Raw genomic sequence first — 18,906 nt, 5'->3', positions numbered from 1 at the left:
ACTCGTCCCATGAGCAGTCCGATCCCCGCCCACCACACCGTCCCCACGCGCGAGTACGTCCTGACCTTCGTGTGCGAGGACCGCCCTGGCATCGTGCACGCCGTCACCGGAGCGATCGTCGAGGTCCGCGGGAACATCACCGAGAGCCGCCAGTTCGAGAGCGGTGCCACCCGGCGCTTCTACATGCGCCTCCAGATCGCCACCAACGCCTCGGCCGACGAGATCCGGGCCGCCATGGCGCCGGTGGCGGACCGCTTCGGCATCGAGTACAGCATCGACTCGGTGGGACGGCCCGTGCGCACCCTGATCCTCGGATCCACGGCCAAGCACTGCCTGAACGACCTGCTGTTCCAGATCGATGCCGGGCACCTCCCGATCGACCCGAAGCTGGTGCTGGCCAACCACGCCACGCTCGAACCGCTCTCGCAGTTCTACGAGGTCCCGTTCGAGCATCTGGCCACCAAGGACGCCGCGGAGAAGACGGCGTTCGAGGATCGCGTGCGCGAGGTCGTCGCCGAGCACGACATCGAACTGGTGGTCCTGGCCCGCTACATGCAGATCCTCTCCCCCGAGCTGTGCGCCGAGCTCTCCGGGCGCTGCATCAACATCCACCACTCGTTCCTGCCCGGTTTCAAGGGCGCCAATCCGTACCGCCAGGCGTACGCGCGCGGGGTGAAGCAGATCGGGGCGACCGCGCACTTCGTCACCAGCGACCTCGATGAGGGCCCCATCATCGAGCAGGACGTGATCCGGGTCGATCACACCCGTTCCCCGCAGGAGCTGATGGCGATCGGGCAGGACGCCGAGGTGCGCACCCTGCGCCAGGCCGTCACCTGGTTCGCCCAGTCACGGGTGCTGCTGGACGGGAACCGGACCGTCATCTTCCGCTGACCGACGCCGGGCGGGCCGCGGCGTCGGGATCGGGGCCCTTGCCCCGCACCGCTCAGAAGACCGGTCTGCCGCCGGTCACCCCGATCACGGTGCCGGAGACGTAGCTCGCGTCGGCCGGGCTCGCCAGGAACACGAACGCGCCGGCGCACTCGGCGGGCTGCCCGGCGCGGCCCAGCGGGGTGTTGCCGCCGAAGGCGACGTAGTCGTCCGGGACGCGGGTGGCAACGTTCAGCGGCGTCCAGATCGGCCCCGGCGCGACCGCGTTGACCCGGATCCCCTTCGAGCCCAGGTCGGAGGCGAGGTTGACCGTGAGGTTGTTGATCGCGGACTTCGTGGCCGCATAGTCCATCAACGGCACCGAGGGATCGTAGGACTGGATCGAGGAGCAGTTGATCACGCTCGAGCCCGGCTGCAGATGCTGGGCGGCCTCCTGGGTAATCCAGAACAGCGCCTCGAGGTTGGTGGTCAGCGCGCGATGCAGCCGCTCGGAGTCGATCCCGGCGAGACCCTTGGGCTCGGCCCTGCCCCACTGGAAGGCGGCATTGTTCACGAGCACGTCCAGATGCCCGAACTCCTCGACGGTGCTCGTGACCAGGGACCTGGCGGTCTGCTCGTCTCGGATGTCCCCGGGCAGCAGCAGGGCTCGCCGGCCGGCCTCCTCGATCCAGCGCCGGGTCTCCTCGGCGTCCTCCTGCTCCTCGGGCAGGTAGTTGATCGCCACGTCCGCGCCCTCCCGGGCGTAGGCGATCGCCACGGCGCGGCCGATGCCGGAGTCGCCGCCGGTGATGAGGGCAGACATCCCCTGCAGGCGGCCGTGGCCGACGTAGGTGCTCTCGCCGTGGTCCGGGACGGGCTGCATCGGGGAGGTCAGCCCCGGGGGCTGCTGGTCCTGTGCGGGGAACGACGGCTCGCCGCCGTGGGTGGAGAGGTCGTGGGCGCGCCGGGCGACCTCCGGCACCAGCGGCTGAGTGTCCGCGGACTGCTCGGACGAGGACTGGGACATGCCGTCTCCTTCTTCCATGGTGCGGTCCATGTACCGTAGCGCTGCCGCCTGTGCAGGTCACGGCGCGGAACGAGTGGTCGAGCGTCAGACCAGGCCGTGCTCCCATGCGGTGCGCACCGCGGAGGCCCGGTCACCCACGCCGAGCTTCTCGTACACGTGCATGAGGTGGGTCTTCACGGTCGCTTCGCCGATGCCGAGGCGGGAGGCGACGGCCCGGTTGGTGCAGCCGTCGGCCACCAGTCTCAGCACCTCGGCCTCGCGGGCGCTGAGACTGATCTGCTGGCTGCGCGCTCCGGTCAGGGCGGCGAGCGCCGCCGGGGCCAGCACGGGACGGCCCTCGGCGAGGTCATGGACGGCACGGATCACCTCCTCGCGGTGGGCGTCCTTGAGCAGATATCCGTCGGCGCCGGCCTCGAGCGCGCTGCGGATGTCACGATCGGTGTCGTAGGTGGTCAGCACGAGCACCCTGGGCTGGGGGCCTTCACACTCGCGCAATGCTCGGATCGCCTCCGCGCCGGGCATGCCAGGCATCCGCAGGTCCATGAGCACCACGTCCGTGCCGCTCGCGGCGATCTCCCGCAGCGCCTCCCCGCCGTCGGAGGCGGTGGCGACCACCTCGATGCGCTCGTCCGCACCGAGCATGGCCGCCAGGCCGTCGCGCACCACCGGATGGTCGTCGACGACGATCACCCGCACCGGGGCCCCGGATGGCACGGCGCTCATCGGGGCACCCGGGCGGTGACGGTGCATCCCCGTCCCGGCTCGGCGAGGACGGTGAGGCTGCCCCCGACGGCGCGCAGCCGATCGCTCATGTTCGCCAGTCCGTGGCCGCGGGGGACGCTGTCGGGGTCGAAGCCCTCGCCGTCGTCGGCGATCCGCAGCACGTGCTCGTGCTCGTCGCCGACGAGGGTGATGGTGACGGTGCCGGCCTCGGCGTGGCGCGCGACGTTGGCGAGGGCCTCCTGCACGATCCGCACCAGCACGGCACTGTGCTCACCGGTGCGCGGGGCGTCGTCGGCATCGAAGGTGGCGACCACGTGGCGGGCGCGCGCCCATCGGGCCACGAGGTCCCCGAGCGCCTCGATCACATCGCCGTGCTGGAGCTGGTGGGGCCCGAGCGCCTCGACCGCCCGGCGAGCCTCCAGCAGGCTGTCCCGCGCGGCGTCCTCCGCGGCGGCTAGGCGATAGCGGGTTGCTGGATCGATGTGGTCGCCGACGGCTTCGAGCTGACGGATGACGCCCACCAGACCCTGGGCGACGGTGTCATGGATCTCGCGCGAGAGCCGTGCCCGCTCCTCGGCGACGCCGGATTCACGGGCCCGGGCCATCAGCTGCTCGTGCAGCGCCGCGTTCTCGCGAGTGACCCGGTCCCGTTCCCGGACCGCTGCCTCTCGCTGATCGATCATCCGCTCCCGTTCACCGCTGAGGAAGGTCATCGCTCCCGCGAGGCCGAGGTTGACCAGCGCCAGCAGGGCGTAGAACGCGGGATGGGCGAATGCCACCTCGGCCCCTCCGACCTGACCGAGGGCCGACACCAGCGCGGTGGCGGCGAGCACGAAGAGCACGGCACGGCCGGTGAGGAAACGCCCGCTGTCGAGGTAGCCGACGAAGGCATAGATGCACATCAGCGGGTTCAGGATCACCGCCGCCGCGACCAGGAGCAGATGCAGCGCGTAGAGGGCGGTGAGTCCGTGGTCCCCGGGGCGGGTGCGACGGAGACGGAGCTCCAGCACCGGGCGCAGAGCCAGCAGGGCAGCCGCGGGCACCAGTGATCCGTTCACCGAGAGGGGCTCGAGCCCACGCCCGGCGACGGCCCGGCCGATGGCCCACGCCAGGACCAGCAGCACGGGAGGCAGCCACACGAGCACCATGGTCCCGATCCGGCCGGCGTCCGCTCCGGTCGCCACCGCGGGCGAGGCGGCGATGGCGGGCGTGCGCTCGCCGTCGAGCGGAGGCCTACCGGCGGACAGCGGGGCGGTCTCCGCTGCAGGGACTGTGGATGCCGACGGCCCGCGCCGGATGGATCCGGACGGCATGGAACCGGCCTGGTCCTCCTCCGTGACCCCGGATCCGGTCGCTGTCCTCGCCATAGCTGTCAGTCTCCCGTGCCGGGCCCGCCAGCACCAGGCCCGCCACCTCCACCGATCGGTGGAGCGCACCCGGCCCGTTCGGGTGAGGCGCTCAGCGCCCGCCGTTCCTAGGTTGTGGACATGCCCGAACATCGCGATCCTGCCCCCGCCTCCCCTGCCGCTCCCCTCTCCGGGCCGGCCTCCGGCCCCGGCACCGCGGCGGAACCCGCACGGGTACCCGGCTCGCCGTCCGGCTCCAGCTCCGGGGCCGGACCTCAGTCGCGGCCCGCTCCCCCGCCGATGCGCATCCCGTCCCTCGACGCCCTGCGCGGTGGTGCGCTGCTGCTGGGCGTCCTGCTCCATGCCGTGATGCCGTTCCTCCCCGGCGTTCCCTGGCTCGTCACCGATTCGCGCAGCTCGGACGCCGCGCTCGTGGTGGTCTACGTGCTCCATCTCTTCCGCATGGTGCTGTTCATGCTCCTCGCGGGCTATTTCGGTCGCATGGTGCTGAACCGGCGAGGCGCCGGGGCCTACCTCCGCGACCGAGCGACCAGGATCGGCCTCCCGCTGGTGGGCTTCTGGCCGATCGTGGCGGGACTGACAGTGCTCGCCCTGGTCACGAATCAGCTGCTGCGCGGCGCGGGCCCCCTCACCCAGCCGCCGGCTCCCGAGGGCAGCGGTGGGGACGCGGAGGCGGGCATCCTCGCTCTACCCACCTTCCACCTGTGGTTCCTGCTGCTCCTGCTCGAGATCGTGCTCGTGACCGTCGCCGCTCGCGCCATCCTGGTGCGGATCATCGGTGCTCACCGCGCCGAGAAGCTCATCTCCCGCGCCGGAGGACTGCTCTCCTCACCTGCCGGGGTGCTGATCGCTGCGGTGCCGTACGCGCTGGGTGTGATGGCGCAAGGGACCATGGCGGGAGGGATCGTCGAGCCCCGCACCCTCATGCCTGTGGCAGGCGCCAGCATCGCCTACACCGGCGCGTTCCTCATCGGCTGGGCCCTCCACGCCCGCCCGGAGGCACTCCGGCGACTGCAGCGTCAGTGGCCAGCGCACCTCACCTGTGCGGTGCTGCTGAGCATCCTCGAATTCCTCGGTCAGCACCTGGTCCCGCTCCCCGTGGCCGCGATCGTGACGGCCGTGGCGGCGTGGACCTGGGTGTACGCCCTGCTCGGGCTCGCCGGGCGGGTGCTGGACCGCGAGATCCCGGCGGTCCGGTACCTCGCCGACGCCTCGTACTGGATCTATCTCATGCACCTGCCGCTGCTGCTGCTGGTCGAGGTGCCGCTGGCCGACCTCGCCCTACCGGTCATCGTGAAGCTGACCATCGCCCTCGTGATCGTGGTGGGCGTGCTCCTGGTCAGCTACGACCTGTTCGTGCGGTCCACGTGGCTGGGGGCGTGGCTGAACGGGCGACGGCGGCCGCGAGCATTGTTCGCCCGCTCGCAAGCTCGCAGTACGTCGATCAGCCTCCATCAGCCCCGCTGATCTCCTACCGCTCGCAAGCTCGCAGTACGTCGATCAGCCTGCGTTCCACCGCCTGATCTCCTACCGCTCGCAAGCTCGCAGTACGTCGATCAGCCTTTGACCCCGCCTGCGGCGGCGAAGCCCGTGCCCAGGCTGCGGCCCAGGAACAGGTACAGCACCACGACCGGCAGGGAGTAGAAGATCGAGAAGGCCGCGAGCTGGCCGTAGGCGACCTGCCCGTACTGCGAGGAGAACGTGTACAGCGTGACCGCGGCCGGGAGGTTCTCCGGGCTCAGCAGCAGCATGAACGGGACGAAGAAGTTGCCCCACATCATCACGAAGGTGAAGATCGTGGCGACCGAGAGGCCCGAACGCATCAGCGGCAGCACCACGGACCACAGCGCCCGGTAGACACCGGCGCCCTCGGTCCATGCCGACTCCTCGATCTCCACCGGGACGCCGTCCATGAAGCCCTTGGTCAGGAAGATGGCGTACGGGAGCGAGCTGGCACCGAGGAACAGGATCGCGCCGAACATCGAGTCGATCAGGTTCACCTGCACGAACAGCGAGTACACCGGGATCATGATCGCGGTGATCGGCAGACCCGTGGAGAAGATGATCGTCAGCAGCAGCGGCCGCTTCGCGCGGAACCGGAACCGCGACATCGGGTAGGCGCACAGGACGGCCGCGGTCATCGTCACCACGGTGGCGCCGCCGCACAGGATCAGCGAGTTCGCCAGCGGCCGGAACGTGGTCTCCATGTTCCAGATGGCGCCGAAGTTGCCCAGGCTCCAGCTCTCCGGCCAGGCCACCGACAGCGACGCCTCGACGTCGAACGAGGCCAGGACCACCCACAGCAGGGGGATCAGGAAGATCAGACCGATCACGAGCATCACCACGCTGCTGGCGGCCATGGTGGCTCGCGCACGCGGTCCCTCCGACGCCCTCGGGGTGATGCTCCGGCGGCCTCCGGAGCCGTCTCCGGCGGGATCCGCCGCGCCGGGGGTGCCGGGGGTGGTCCCGGTCGTGGTCTCTGGGGTCGCGCTCATCGCTTCTCCTCCTCCGGCAGCAGACGCAGGTACACCAGCGAGGCGACAGCCCCGATCATCAGCAGCAGCAGGGCGACGGCGGTGCCGTAGCCGAGCTGGCCGTAGGAGAACGCCTGCTCGTACATGTACAGCGGCAGGGTCTGGCTCTGCCTGGCCGGCCCGCCGCCGGTCATGATGAAGATCAGGCCGAACACCGAGAGGGTCTGCAGGGTGATCAGCATCAGGTTGGTCGCGATCGCCGGCCGCAGCAGCGGCACGGTCACGGACCAGAACCGGCGCACCGGACCGGCGCCGTCCAGCGAGGCCGATTCGTACACGTCGGCCGGCACGGAGCTCAGCGCTGCGGAGTAGACCAGCATCGAGAAGGCCGTGCCCCGCCAGATGTTGGCGAAGGCGACCGCGATGATCGGTGCGCTGAACAGCAGATCCTGCTCAGGCAGCCCGATCGCGGTGATGATCGTGTTCAGGCTGCCCTCCGGAGCGAAGAACGTGTACAGCAGGTACCCGGCCACCACCTCCGGGAGGATCCAGGCCGCGATCACGATCGAGGTGACCGCGAAGGTGATGACACGGTTGGCGCGCTCCATGAGCAGCGCCAGCACCATCCCCATGATGTTCTGGCCGATCACGGCGGAGATCACGGTGAACACCAGGGTCAGGGCCACCGAGTTCCAGAAGTCACCGTCGGTGAACGCATCGGTGAAGTTCTCGAAGCCGACGAAGCTGGTCTCCTCCGCGCCCTTGCCGCGGATCGCACTGTCGGTGAAGGCCAGGTACAGCGAATACAGGATCGGCCCGAGCATGAAACCGACCAGCAACAGCCCGGCCGGAAGCATCGGGACGGCGCGAGCTGCGGTGAGGCGGTCGCCGAGGCGGGTGCGCCGACGCGGCTGCGCCGGGGCGTCCTGCGCTGCGGCATCCTGCTCCGGGGCGGCGGGTGCACTGGTGGTCATGAGGTGGCCTCCTGCACGTTCTCCGGACCGACGATGTCCGTGACGGTGGCGTCGTACTCGGCGGCCGCGGCCTCCGGCTCGGTGCCGGTCATCACGGCCTCCATGGCCTCCTGGATCGCGGAGGACACCTCCGGGTACGAGGGCAGCGCCGGCCGGTAGTACGCGGTCTCCAGCAGGTCGGTGAAGTACTCGACCGCCGGGGAGTAGCTCAGGTAGCGCTCGTCCTGGGCGACGTCCTCGCGCACGGTGATGTGGTTGTCGGAGATCGCGTAGTTCACGAGGTTCTCGGTGGAGACCAGCTTCTCGAGGAACTGGAAGGCGACCTCGCGGTCCGTGACCCCGTGCGGGATCGACAGGCCCCAGCCGCCGGCGAGGGTGACTGTGCCGGTGCCGCCGCCGTCCTGGGTGGGCATGTCCGCCAGGCCCAGCACATCCGGCCATTCCGGCCACGGGGCGGGCGCCGACTCCGTCCAGTTCTGCGAGATCCAGGAGCCGTCCACGAGGATCCCGAGCTTCCCCTCGGGCAGCAGCGAGGTGTAGATCGTCTCGGAGATGTTGGGATCCAGGTGCTGGCCAAGGGACAGCGTCAGCTTCTCGTCGAACATCGTGCGCAGGAAGGTCAGGGAGTCGATGAAGCCCTGGCTGCCCAGGATCCACTTCTCGGCGTCGCGGTCGTAGAGCCCGGTCCCGTCCCCGGTGCCGTACAGGAGCATCTCGAAGCCCTGCATGGAGGCCTTCTCCCCCTGCGGGGTGCCGGCGAAGATGAACAGCGGGGTCGCCTCGCTGTCGGAGTCGCGGATCGTGCGGGCCGCCTCGAGGATCTCCTCCCAGCTGCCGGGCTGCCAGTCCTCCGGCAGCCCGGCTTCGGCGAAGACGTCCTTGTGGAACCACAGGGCACGGGTATCGGTGGTGATGGGAATGCCGTAGACCTCCCCGTCCTCGCCGGTGACCGCTTCCTTCGAGGCATCGGCGATGTCGTCCCAGTGCTCGAAACCCTCGACCAGGTCGGTGATCGGCTGGAGGTATCCGGCGCCGACGTCGGAGAGCAGGATGAACGAATCCTCGTAGACCAGGTCGGGGCTGGTGCGCGGCGAGCTCATCAGCAGTTCGTTCTTGGTGAAGTAGTCGTTCTCGGAGGCGACGATCGGGACCAGCTCGACGCTCAGCTCGGGGTGCTCCTCCGAGAACTCCTGGGCGGCCGTGGTGATCCATTCCTCCTTGATCGTCCCCGAGCCGAACTGCTGGAACGCGATCCGGATCAGGTTGGGGTCGCGGTTGGCACTTGAGCAGCCGGCCAGGGCCGTCAACGGCAGCACGGCCGCAGCTCCGGCGGTGAACCGCAGGAAGCTGCGGCGGTCGGCCGGCATCCGATGGAGCGGGGTGGGGGGCACGATGACCTCCTCGTCGTCGTCGTTCACGCACCGAACCATAGCCTGTGTCTCGCGCGTCACACCACATCGCCACCGGCGCGCCGCGGCCCGGACCATCCGGTACGGCGGCGGGCGCCGGGGCGGGCCGGTTCAGGGGCGTGGGCGGGCTCTGCCGGTTCCCTGGGCGCGCTCCGCATCGGCGTACCGCATGCCCGGGGGAACCTGGGCGAGTTCGAACCAGCGCCCGGCTCGCGGCAGCAGCCGGACGTCGTGCCAAGGAATCTCGACGTCCTGGCCCTGCCACAGGGTCAGGGCGATCTCGGCGCGCCGGCCGGCGGCGACCAGCGTCAGCCGCCGCAGCCGCGACAGCGGGTGGGGGTCGGCCCGGCTCGCATCGGGGATCGCGATCGCGCCGCCCAGCGCCAGGGGCCAGACGGTCTCACCCCAGTGCAGCTCGGCCTGATCGGGGGTGCCGACGATCACGGCCGGCGGGCGCAGGTCCGCCGCGGTGACCCGGGCCGGCGCGATCGGCGTTCCGCGGTCGATCACCTCGCGCTGGACCCAGGCCCCGGGCAGGACGATCCGCCCGTCGACCGCGACGTCGACCAGCAGCGCGTCGGCGAACGGGTGCAGAGGCACGCTGAGGCGACCGGCATGGACCATGTCGCGCCGGGGCGCCGCGATCACGCGGACGACGGCGACGTCGTCGACGCGGTCGGTGAGCGGGATGGACACGCGGGTGCCGGGTAGCGGGTGGTGCGCTCCGCCGTGGAGCGGGGAAGGTCGTGGTGACGTCATCGGTGGGAGGCCGGCCGGCTCATGTGCGGAAGCGCGCCTGGGGCTCGTCGGAGAGCGCGAGCTCGAGCTGTTCGAGGAACCGCGCGCTCATCGGCGGAGGCTGATCGAGGGGGAACCAGCGGGCCTCGGTGTTCTCGCCGTCGGCCGGGTACGGGTCGCCGCCGACGTAATGGCACAGGAAGCACAGATCGAGGTACTGGGCGTGATCACCGTTGGCGTACTGGATCGGCGGATGCGTGCGCACGTCGACCAGCCGTATCGGCAGGCAGTCGACGCCCGCCTCCTCGCCGACCTCGCGGACCGCGGCGGTCGCGGGCTCCTCGCCCGGGTCGATGATCCCGGTCACGGGAGTCCAGGCGCCGCTGTCGGCGCGGCGGACCGCGAGCATGCGCGAGGACTGCTGATCCAGGACGATCGCCGTGACCCCGGGCATCCACAGCAGGTCGTGACCGATGCGCTCGCGCAGGGCGAGGACGAACTCAGGCGTGGCCATGGGACCTCGTCGCTCTCGACGCCGGCAGCGGGATGGACGAGGCGGGACGGGCGCTCACGTCGCGGTGGCCAGGGACCCGATCAACAGCACCACGAACCCCGCCCACGCGAGACTCGCCAGCAGCGCGAGCACCGTGATACCCAGCAGCACCCAGGTGATGATCCAGCCGACCTTGTTCATCGTGCGCGCGGAGTACGGATCCGTATCCGCCTGCACCAGGGCGATGATCCCGAAGATCGAGGGGAGCATTCCTCCGCACAGGAATCCGACGACGATCAGCACGATGGCGCTGGTGCGGATGGATTCCTGGTCGGGAACCGGCGCGCTGTAGCCGGGCACGAGAGGTCCAGGGGGCGGATAGCTCATCGCGGTCCTCGCCGTTCGTCGCTGAGAGGATCAATCGGTCAGAGGGCGACCATGGGCGTCGCGCTCGAACTGCGGGGACTTCGCCAGGACCATGATGCCCTCGACAAGACCCCAGATACCGCTGACGAAGCTGAGCATGCCGCAGCTGAGGACCGTGATGCAGACCTGGATGACCCCGATGGTGGTGTATCCCATCAGGAAGCGGTGCACCCCGAAGGCTCCGAGGAAGATGCCGAGCAGGCCGACCAGGAGCCGACTCTGCGCTTCACCGCCGGGCGCACCCGGCTGGCCTCCCTGCGGAGCGCCCTGCTGGCCATATCCCTGCTGGCCATACTCCGGCTGTCCGTATCCCGGCTGGCCGGGCGCCGGCTGGCCATAGGGCGTGCCGGCCGGCTGCGCTCCCCCGGCCGGCTGACCGTAGGGGTCCGAGGCCGACGGGGCGGACCCGGCGGCCGGGGCCCAGGACTGCTGGCCCTGGCCGTACGGATCCGGCGCGGACTGGCCGGACGAGGGACCATAGGGATCGGACGCCGACGGACCCGAGGACTGCCCGTACGGATCCTGAGGCGCGGGCTGGGCCGACGCCTGGCCGTAGGGATCCTGTGACGGCGGCTGGGCCCAGGGATCCTGGGACTGCGGCTGGGCCCAGGGGTCCTGGCCGGCAGCCTGTTCACCGCTGGGGCCGTGGGCGGGCTGCTGGCCGTCGAACTGGTCGTCCTGGGGCGTCCAGGAGCCGTTGTCACCGGAGTTGCTCATGCCGCCCACAATACGTGCTCGCTGGGCGGGACCGCACTCGCCCCGGCCGTCGACGGGCGCGCCGCGGCTGCGGTGCGGTCGCGGCCGGGATCAGCGCCGCCGCTTCTCCCGGATCCGCACCCCGATGACGATCGGTGAGCCGGTGAACTCGAACTCCTCGCGCAGCCGGCGCTCGATGAAGCGGCGGTAGCCGTGCTCGAGGAATCCGCTGGCGAAGATCACGAAGCGCGGCGGTCGGGTGCGGGCCTGCGTGGCGAACAGGATGCGCGACTGCTTGCCGCCGCGCAGCGGGTGGGGATGTGCGGCGACCAGGGTGCCCAGGAAGGCGTTCAGGCGCCCGGTCGGAATGCGCCGGTCCCAGGATTCCAAGGACTTCTCGATCGCGGGCACCAGGCGTTCTGCGTGCCGGCCGGTCTGGGCCGAGATGTTCACCCGGGGCGCCCAGGCGACGTGCGCCAGGTCCCGCTCGATCTCGCGCTCGAGCAGCTTGTGGCGCTCCTCGTCCAGCAGGTCCCACTTGTTGAAGGCCAGCACCAGGGCCCGGCCGGACTCGAGCACCATGTCGATGATCTTGAGGTCCTGCGTGGAGATCGGCTCGGAGGCCTCCAGCAGCACGATGGCGACCTCCGCCCGGTCCAGGGCCGCACGCGTGCGCAGGGAGGCGTAGTAGTCCGCGCCCTGGGACTGCAGCACCCGGCGGCGGATGCCGGCGGTGTCGACGAAGGTCCAGTCCTTGCCGCCCAGGACGATCTTCTCGTCGACCGGATCGCGCGTGGTGCCTGCGCTCTCGTCCACGACCACCCGCTGCTCCCCCGCCAGCCGGTTCAGCAGCGAGGACTTGCCGACGTTGGGGCGTCCCACCAGGGCGATGCGGCGCGGACCGTGATCGACCGCGGCACCGCGACCCTCCTCGGGCATCACGGCGAGCACGGCGTCCAGCAGGTCGCCGGAGCCGCGTCCGTGGAGCGCGGAGACGGGATGCGGCTCGCCCAGGCCCAGATTCCACAGCGCGGCGGCTTCGAGCTCCCCGCGCTGATCATCGACCTTGTTGGCCACCAGCACCACCGGGTGCTCGGCCTTGCGCAGCACCTTCAGCAGCTGTTCATCGGTGGCGGTGATGCCGACGTTCGCGTCCACGATGAACATCACGACATCGGCCAGGGAGATGGCGACCTCCGCCTGCTCGGCGACGCGGTGCGCCATTCCCTGCAGGCGGTCCTCCCAGCCGCCCGTGTCCACCAGCCAGAAGTCCTTGCCTGCCCACTCGGCCTCGTAGAACACGCGGTCACGGGTCACGCCCGGGACATCCTCGACGACGGCCTCCCGGCGGCCCAGGATGCGGTTGACCAGGGTGGATTTACCGACGTTGGGGCGGCCGACGACGGCGACCACCGGCAGGTTGCGCTGCACGGTCGGGCGCGCGTACTCGCCGTCCTCGTCACCGAGGAGAGCGAGGTCCTCGTCGTCGAGCTCGTAGTCGGTGAGTCCGGCGCGCAGTGCGGACTCGATCTCCTCGTCGGACGGTCCGCCGGCGGGATCCTCGTCCGCCTGGCCGGGGCCGACAGGGTCGAGACTGCCGTCGGCCCGCGATCCGCTCGGTTCCGGCGCATCCGTCGCCTGCGCCTCGCCCGGGGATCCGGCGCGGCCGTCGGCCTCGTCCTCCAGGGCGGACTCCAGCTCGGATTCCGCCTGGGCGACCAGCATCAGCACCTGCTCGACGACGTCCTCGACCTCGAGCCCGGTGGTATCGACCGTGTCGACCCCGTCGGCCGCGCTGAGGAACTCCGAGACCGTGGAATCGTCGCGGTCGCGCCGCAGGACCTGGTCGGCCATCCGCTGGCGGGTGCTCTCGGAGTCCTCCAGGTCGAGCTCGGCGGCGCGTCGGCGCATCCGCTCCTCGTCGCTCGCGGTCAGCAGGACCCGCACGTGGGCGTCGGGGGCGACGACCGTGGTGATGTCGCGGCCCTCGGCGACGCAGAATCCGCGGTCGGCGGCCGTGGCGAACAGCAGCTCGCGCTGGCGGCGCTGGAGGACGGCGCGCACGAGCGTGTTGGTGGCCACGGCGCTGACGTGCTGGGAGATGCGCTCGGTGCGGATCTCGCCGGTGATGTCCTGCCCGCCGACGACCACGCTGGCCCCGCCCGGATCGGTGCCGAGGTCCAGCTCGAGGTCCTGGGCGACCTGCGCCACCGCGTCACGGTCGCCGAGATCGACGCCGCGGTCGAGGCAGGACCAGGTCACGGCGCGGTACATGGCTCCGGTGTCGACGATGCCGCCATCCAGGGCCTCGGCGACGAGGCGGGAGACGGTGGACTTGCCGGAGCCGGCCGGGCCGTCGATCGCGATGGTCACGCCGATCTGCGGTCCCGGGGTCGCGAGGGCAGAGGGATCGTGCGGCGCGCTGGTGTGCATCCTGCAAGGATACGGGGCGCTCAGGCGTCGGCGACGGTCCAGCCGCGTTCGGCGAGCGATCTGGTGAGCAGGTCCTCACGCGAGGCGTCCACGGCGATGTGCGCGAGTCCGACCGGCTGGCCGATCGTGTGCTCGAGGCGCAGATCCTCGAGGTTCACACCGATCTCGCCCATCTCGGTCAGCAGGCGTCCCAGCTCGCCCGGGCTGTCGGGCACCAGCACCACGACGGTCGCGAAGGCGTCGGTCGCCCCGCCGTGCTTGCCCGGGATACGCCGCACGCCGCGGTTGCCGTCGGCCACCAGATCGGCGAGGGCACGGCGCGACCCCACCGCGGGATCCGGGGTGCCGGCGAGTGAGTCGAGAGCCTCCAGCACGTCGTCGGCCCGGTCCCTCACCGAGCGCAGGACGGTGCCGACGGCCTCGGCATTGGCGCCCAGGATCTCGACCCACAGCCGCGGATCCGAATCGGCGATGCGGGTGGTGTCGCGCAGTCCCTGCCCGGCCAGGCCCAGCGCTTCCTCGGTGGGCTCCAGCAGCGTCGAGGCCAGCAGGCTCGCGAGCACCTGCGGCACGTGGGAGACGTGGGCGACCGCGATGTCGTGGGCGCGGGGGTCCATCACCACGGGCACTGCGCCGATCTCGGTGGCCAGGCCCTTGAGGACGGAGGCCGCCCCGGCGCGCGTCTGGGCATGGGGGACGACGACGAAGGGGCGGCCGTGGAACAGGTCGCTGCGCGCGGAGATGACGCCCGAGACCTCGCGTCCCGCCATCGGGTGCGCACCGATGTAGCGCGGCAGATCGCCGGGATCGGCCTGGGCGCGCACACCCTCCAGCACCGTGGCCTTGACGCTGGCGACGTCCGTGACCAGGGCCGAGGGCCAGCGACGCAGCGAGTCCGCGATGACCTGTGCGGCGACGTCGGGCGGAGCGGCGACGACGACCAGCGCCGGGTCCTCGTCCTCGGCCGCGGGAAGCGAGCCGACGCCGAGCTCGACGGCGAGAGCAGTGGTACCCGGGGAGATGTCCTCGACCTGGACCGTGGCTCCGGCGCGGCGCAGCGCCAGCCCGAGGGAGCCGCCGATGAGGCCGGTGCCGATGATCCGCACGGGTGAGGCCACCAAGGGGCTCACAGGCCGACCTCCGCCATCAGAGTGCCGAGCTCGCGCCCGGTGAGCTCGCGGGTCGCCCCCGGGCCGAGGTCACCGAGCAGCACGGGGCCGATGCGGGTGCGCACCAGCGCGGTCAGCTCGAAGCCCTGGGAGGCGAACATCCGGCGCACGATCCGGTTGCGACCCTCGTGCAGCGTCACCTCGACGACGGCCTCCCGGCCGTTCTGGGCGAGCACGCGCGCGCTGTCGGCGCGGGCCGGGCCGTCCTCGAGCTCGATGCCCTCGCGCAGCGCCTTGACCAGTCCGCGAGGCGGCCCACCGGGTGCCTCGAAGCGGCACACGTAGGTCTTGGAGACCTCGAAGCGGGGATGGGTGAGGCGATGGGCGAGCTCGCCGTCGTTGGTCAGCAGCAGCAGGCCCTCGGTCTCGTAGTCGAGCCGGCCCACGTGATAGAGCCGCTGGGGATAGCCCGCGACGAACTCGGTGAGGTCGCGGCGCCCTTCGGGATCGCTCATGGCCGAGACGACCCGGCGCGGCTTGTGCAGCGCCACGGTCACCTTCGCCGTGTCCAGCTGGAGGCGGCGGCCGTCGACGTGGACCACCTGGGTGGCCGGGTCGATGCGCACGCCCTGTTCGCGGACCACCAGGCCGTCGACCATGACGCGGCCCGTGGAGATCAGCGTCTCGCAGGCACGGCGGGACCCGAATCCGGCGTGGGCCAGGACCTTCTGCAGCCGCTCGCCGTCCTCGCGATGCACGTCGGGGCTCTCGTCGTCCGCGCGCGGGGCCGGCGGACGCGGGGTGCCCTCGCCGTCGCGCAAGCGCACCTTCTTCGGCGGGGTGAAGGCGCTGCGGCGGCGCTGACGGCGCCCTGGGGAGGCGGCGCCGGCCATCAGGCCGCCGCGCCGCGGGAGATCAGCTCGCGGGCCAGCTGGCGGTACGCGTCCGCGCCCTTCGTCGAGGAGGCGAAGGAGATGATCGGTTCGGCGGCCACGGACGCGTCGGGGAACTTCACGGTGCGATTGATCGTGGTGTGGAGGACCTTGTCGGGGAAGGCCTCGACCACGCGCTGGCACACCTCGCGGGCGTGGAGCGTGCGCGGGTCGAACATCGTGATGAGGATGCCGTCCATCTCGAGCTTGGGGTTGATGCGGTCCTGCACCTTCTCGATGGTCTCCACCAGCAGCGCCACGCCGCGCAGCGCGAAGTACTCGGCCTCGAGCGGGATGATCACGCCATGGCTGGCCGCCAGGGCGTTGACGGTCAGCAGCCCCAGGGAGGGCTGGCAGTCGATGATGATCACGTCGTACTCGTCCGCGACGGGGCGCAGCACGCGGGCCAGGGCCATCTCGCGCGCCACCTCGTTGACCAGGGTGACCTCGGCGGCCGAGAGGTCGATGTTCGCCGGCAGCACGTCGAGGTCCTCGGTGCCGGTGGACTGGATGACGTCATGGACGTCGTGACCGCGCTCCATCAGCAGGTTGTAGACGGTCACGTCGAGCTCGTACGGGTTGACCCCGGTGCCGGCGCTGAGGGCGCCCTGCGGATCGAGGTCGACCAGCAGGACCTTGCGGCCGAGCTCCGCGAGAGCCGCGCCGAGGTTGATGACGCTGGTGGTCTTCCCCACCCCACCCTTCTGGTTCACCATCGAGATGACCCGGGCCGGTCCGTGACCGTCGAGCGGGGCTGGCTCCGGCAGCTCCGGCATCGGGCGGCCGGTGGGACCGAGATCGATGTCCAGCTGCTGGTCGGAAGTCGAGCTCACGTCGTTGTCCTGTCGTCGGCGTCGTTCTCTGGTGCGGGGCGGCCCGCCGAGGGACCGGCTCGCGACCGGCCATGGCCCGGGCAGAGCCGGCTGTGGGTGCCGGCCCCGAGTGCTGGTGCGCGGGGCGGGACGGTCGTCGTTCTCGTGCCGGGTCCTCGTGCCGGACAAGTCTAAGCCCCCCGTCGCGCCCGGGGGTGGGCACTGGCGTGTGTCTCTCGCAGCGAATCCACTGTGACCTGCGTGTACAGCTGCGTCGTGGTGACCGAGGCATGACCCAGCAGCTCCTGCACGCTGCGCACGTCCGCTCCCCCGTGCAGGAGGTGGGTCGCATAGGAGTGGCGCAGCGTGTGGGGACTGATGGGCTCGGTCAGCTCGCCGAGATCCGCATCGCCGGCCACGCGCTGGATCACCTGCCAGGCGGCCTGTCGGGTCAGCCGGGTCCCCCGCGAGCCGAGGAAGACGGCCGGGGTGCCCGTCCCCCGGCTGGCGAGGACCGGGCGGCCGCGGGTGAGGTAGGCATCCAGCGCGTCCAGGGCGTACCGGCCGACGGGCACCACGCGCTGCTTGTCGCCCTTGCCGCGCAGGATCGCCGCCCGCTGCTCGCGATCGATGTCGTCGAGGTCGAGGCCCGTGGCCTCGGAGATGCGCGCGCCGGTGCCGTAGAGGACCTCGAGCAGTGCCCGGTCGCGCAGGGCGCGTTCGGTGGCGTCACGTCCGGTCCCGGGGCGTCCGGCCGCCTCCAGCAGCGCCTCGACCTGCTCGATGGTCAAGGGGTGAGGGAGCCGTCCGGGCAGGGCGGGGGTGGGGACCAGGCGGGACGGGTCCCCGGTGTTCGAGACGCGCTCGGCGTCGAGGAAGGCATGCAGTCCGCGCACGGCGGCGAGGGAGCGGGCTGCGGAGGACGGTGACAGAGCGGTGCCGCCGTCGGCCCCGGTCCGCAGGGTCTGGAGCCATCCGGCCAGCCGCCCGGGCTCCACGGCGGCGGGATCGATGTCGTCCTGCGCGAGATCGCGGAGGTAGCGTTCCAGGTCGCGCCGGTAGGCGGCGAGGGTGTTCGCGGACAGTCCCCGCTCGATCCGCAGATGGCTCAGGTACTGCTCGAGGATCCGGCGGTCGCCGGGGCGCAGCGTCGGCTCCCCGGTGGGTCGGCGACCGCCGCGCTCGGTCACAGCCGGACGAAGGGATCGATCGCCAGGGCGACGAAGAGCAGGGTCAGGTAGGTGATCGAGCCGTGGAAGACGACCATCGGGCCGAGCTTCCTGCCGGTCAGGCCACGGTGGACCCGGACGGCGTAGCGGATCACGAGGAACGCGAACCAGGCTCCGGCGGCGACGGCGCTGACGCCGTAGACCCATCCGGTATGGCCCAGCGGGATGATCGCCAGGCTCGCGGCGATCATCAGCAGGGTGTGCATGATCATCTGGCGGGCGACGCTCACGCGGGAGGCCACCACCGGCAGCATCGGCACGCCCGCATCGGCGTAGTCCTGGCTGAACTTCTCGGCCAGCGGCCAGTAGTGCGGCGGGGTCCAGAAGAAGATCACCAGGAACAGCAGCACCGCCGTCCAGGACACCGTGCCGGTCACCGCCGACCAGCCGATCAGCACCGGCATGCACCCGGCCACGCCGCCCCAGACGATGTTCTGGCTGGTGCGGCGCTTGAGGATCATCGTGTAGAAGACCACGTAGAGCACGATCGCGACGAGGGCGAGGCCGGCGGAGGCCCAGTTCACCAGCAGGCCCAGCCATACCCCGGACAGCAGCGACAGGGCGATGCCGAAGATCAGGCCGGCGCGCGGACTGATCTCACCGGTCACCAGCGGCCGGTTCCGGGTTCGCTTCATGCGCGCGTCGATGTCGCGGTCGAGGTACATGTTCAGCGCGTTCGCGCCGCCGGCGGCCAGGTAGCCGCCGATCATGGTCGTCAGGATCAGCCACGCCGAGGGGAACCCGCCCGCGGCCAGGAACATCGTGGGGATGGTGGTGATCAGCAGCAGCTCGATGATGCGGGGCTTGGTCAGCGCCACGTAGGCCCGGATCACGGAACCTGCCGTGCGCTGCGCAGCGGGGTCACCCCCCGTGCCGGCGTCCCGGGTCGAAGCTCCCTGGGTGGCGGTCACCGCCCACCGTCCTTCCTCCTGAGCGCGACGGGACCGTCGCATGAACCCGGCCAGTCTATGTGCTCGAGCGCCGCTGTCGCAGTCACCGGCGGGGTGAGGCAGGGCACCGTCGGCCGCCGCTGCGAGGGATCTTCGCGGCAACCGGCTGGACGAGGTCCATCATCGGTCTCGACCAGCACTAAGGTGGGACGCGTCGCTTCGGGCAGGAACTGACCACGTCGAAGGATGCTTGTCGGGGATGCCTGCCGGAGCCATCGATCCGCGCGGCCGCTGCGGCCGCTACCCG

At 71.1% G+C, this 18,906-nt stretch carries 18 protein-coding genes; 2 read left to right on the top strand and 16 right to left on the bottom strand.

What is annotated here, in order from left to right; genetic code table 11:
- Positions 1–9 precede the first annotated feature (9 nt).
- Positions 10–891: a formyltetrahydrofolate deformylase gene (locus ACFQRD_RS04010; RefSeq protein ID WP_377017130.1), complete on the top strand. Its 882-nt coding sequence runs from the start codon at positions 10–12 to the stop codon at positions 889–891.
- A 52-nt stretch (positions 892–943) separates the two neighbouring features.
- On the opposite strand, the gene ACFQRD_RS04005 is transcribed toward ACFQRD_RS04010, so the two are convergent.
- The 3 genes from ACFQRD_RS04005 to ACFQRD_RS03995 form a co-directional block, all read right to left on the bottom strand.
- A complete protein-coding gene (locus tag ACFQRD_RS04005; protein WP_377017132.1) occupies positions 944–1,894 on the bottom strand; it encodes an SDR family oxidoreductase in 951 nt (316 codons plus the stop codon).
- Positions 1,895–1,978: 84 nt separating this feature from the next.
- Complete coding sequence (locus ACFQRD_RS04000) at positions 1,979–2,617, bottom strand: response regulator (protein WP_377017134.1); 639 nt, start codon at positions 2,615–2,617, stop codon at positions 1,979–1,981.
- Complete coding sequence (locus tag ACFQRD_RS03995; RefSeq protein ID WP_377803504.1) at positions 2,614–3,984, bottom strand: sensor histidine kinase; 1,371 nt, start codon at positions 3,982–3,984, stop codon at positions 2,614–2,616. Before ACFQRD_RS03995 ends, ACFQRD_RS04000 begins: the two co-directional genes overlap by 4 nt.
- A 120-nt stretch (positions 3,985–4,104) precedes the next feature.
- On the opposite strand from ACFQRD_RS03995, the gene ACFQRD_RS03990 reads away from it, so the two are divergent.
- On the top strand, positions 4,105–5,451 hold the full coding sequence (locus tag ACFQRD_RS03990) for an acyltransferase family protein (RefSeq protein WP_377803503.1): 1,347 nt from the start codon (positions 4,105–4,107) through the stop codon (positions 5,449–5,451).
- An 89-nt stretch (positions 5,452–5,540) separates the two neighbouring features.
- Here ACFQRD_RS03990 and ACFQRD_RS03985 read toward each other — a convergent pair whose 3' ends face one another.
- From ACFQRD_RS03985 to ACFQRD_RS03925, 13 genes are all read right to left on the bottom strand, one after another.
- Complete coding sequence (locus tag ACFQRD_RS03985; protein ID WP_377017278.1) at positions 5,541–6,344, bottom strand: carbohydrate ABC transporter permease; 804 nt, start codon at positions 6,342–6,344, stop codon at positions 5,541–5,543.
- Positions 6,345–6,475: 131 nt separating this feature from the next.
- Complete coding sequence (locus ACFQRD_RS03980; RefSeq protein WP_377017140.1) at positions 6,476–7,432, bottom strand: carbohydrate ABC transporter permease; 957 nt, start codon at positions 7,430–7,432, stop codon at positions 6,476–6,478.
- Positions 7,429–8,799 (bottom strand): substrate-binding domain-containing protein, encoded by a 1,371-nt coding sequence (locus tag ACFQRD_RS03975; RefSeq protein ID WP_377803569.1) that lies wholly within the window; start codon positions 8,797–8,799, stop codon positions 7,429–7,431. The genes ACFQRD_RS03980 and ACFQRD_RS03975 overlap by 4 nt, the downstream gene beginning before the upstream one ends.
- A gap of 153 nt (positions 8,800–8,952) precedes the next feature.
- A complete protein-coding gene (locus ACFQRD_RS03970; protein WP_377017142.1) occupies positions 8,953–9,537 on the bottom strand; it encodes a hypothetical protein in 585 nt (194 codons plus the stop codon).
- 82 nt (positions 9,538–9,619) lie between these two features.
- A complete protein-coding gene (locus ACFQRD_RS03965; protein WP_377017144.1) occupies positions 9,620–10,093 on the bottom strand; it encodes an NUDIX domain-containing protein in 474 nt (157 codons plus the stop codon).
- 54 nt (positions 10,094–10,147) lie between these two features.
- Positions 10,148–10,459, bottom strand: coding sequence for a hypothetical protein (locus tag ACFQRD_RS03960; protein ID WP_377017146.1), 312 nt, complete (start codon positions 10,457–10,459; stop codon positions 10,148–10,150).
- 30 nt (positions 10,460–10,489) lie between these two features.
- Positions 10,490–11,215 (bottom strand): NINE protein, encoded by a 726-nt coding sequence (locus ACFQRD_RS03955; protein WP_377017148.1) that lies wholly within the window; start codon positions 11,213–11,215, stop codon positions 10,490–10,492.
- Positions 11,216–11,305: 90 nt separating this feature from the next.
- Positions 11,306–13,627: a bifunctional cytidylate kinase/GTPase Der gene (gene der / locus ACFQRD_RS03950; RefSeq protein ID WP_377017150.1), complete on the bottom strand. Its 2,322-nt coding sequence runs from the start codon at positions 13,625–13,627 to the stop codon at positions 11,306–11,308.
- A 20-nt stretch (positions 13,628–13,647) separates the two neighbouring features.
- On the bottom strand, positions 13,648–14,757 hold the full coding sequence (locus tag ACFQRD_RS03945) for a prephenate dehydrogenase (protein WP_377017152.1): 1,110 nt from the start codon (positions 14,755–14,757) through the stop codon (positions 13,648–13,650).
- A complete protein-coding gene (locus ACFQRD_RS03940; RefSeq protein WP_377017154.1) occupies positions 14,754–15,629 on the bottom strand; it encodes a pseudouridine synthase in 876 nt (291 codons plus the stop codon). Before ACFQRD_RS03940 ends, ACFQRD_RS03945 begins: the two co-directional genes overlap by 4 nt.
- Complete coding sequence (locus ACFQRD_RS03935) at positions 15,629–16,501, bottom strand: ParA family protein (RefSeq protein ID WP_377017156.1); 873 nt, start codon at positions 16,499–16,501, stop codon at positions 15,629–15,631. The genes ACFQRD_RS03940 and ACFQRD_RS03935 overlap by 1 nt, the downstream gene beginning before the upstream one ends.
- Before the next feature lie 170 nt (positions 16,502–16,671).
- Complete coding sequence (locus ACFQRD_RS03930; protein WP_377017158.1) at positions 16,672–17,670, bottom strand: site-specific tyrosine recombinase XerD; 999 nt, start codon at positions 17,668–17,670, stop codon at positions 16,672–16,674.
- Positions 17,667–18,620, bottom strand: coding sequence for a heme o synthase (locus ACFQRD_RS03925; RefSeq protein ID WP_377017160.1), 954 nt, complete (start codon positions 18,618–18,620; stop codon positions 17,667–17,669). The genes ACFQRD_RS03930 and ACFQRD_RS03925 overlap by 4 nt, the downstream gene beginning before the upstream one ends.
- Between the last annotated feature and the right edge of the window lie 286 nt (positions 18,621–18,906).

Origin of the sequence: Brachybacterium sp. GCM10030268 (assembly GCF_042666305.1) — a bacterium.
Taxonomy (GTDB): domain Bacteria; phylum Actinomycetota; class Actinomycetes; order Actinomycetales; family Dermabacteraceae; genus Brachybacterium.
This window is presented reverse-complemented; position numbering and strand designations above follow the sequence as displayed.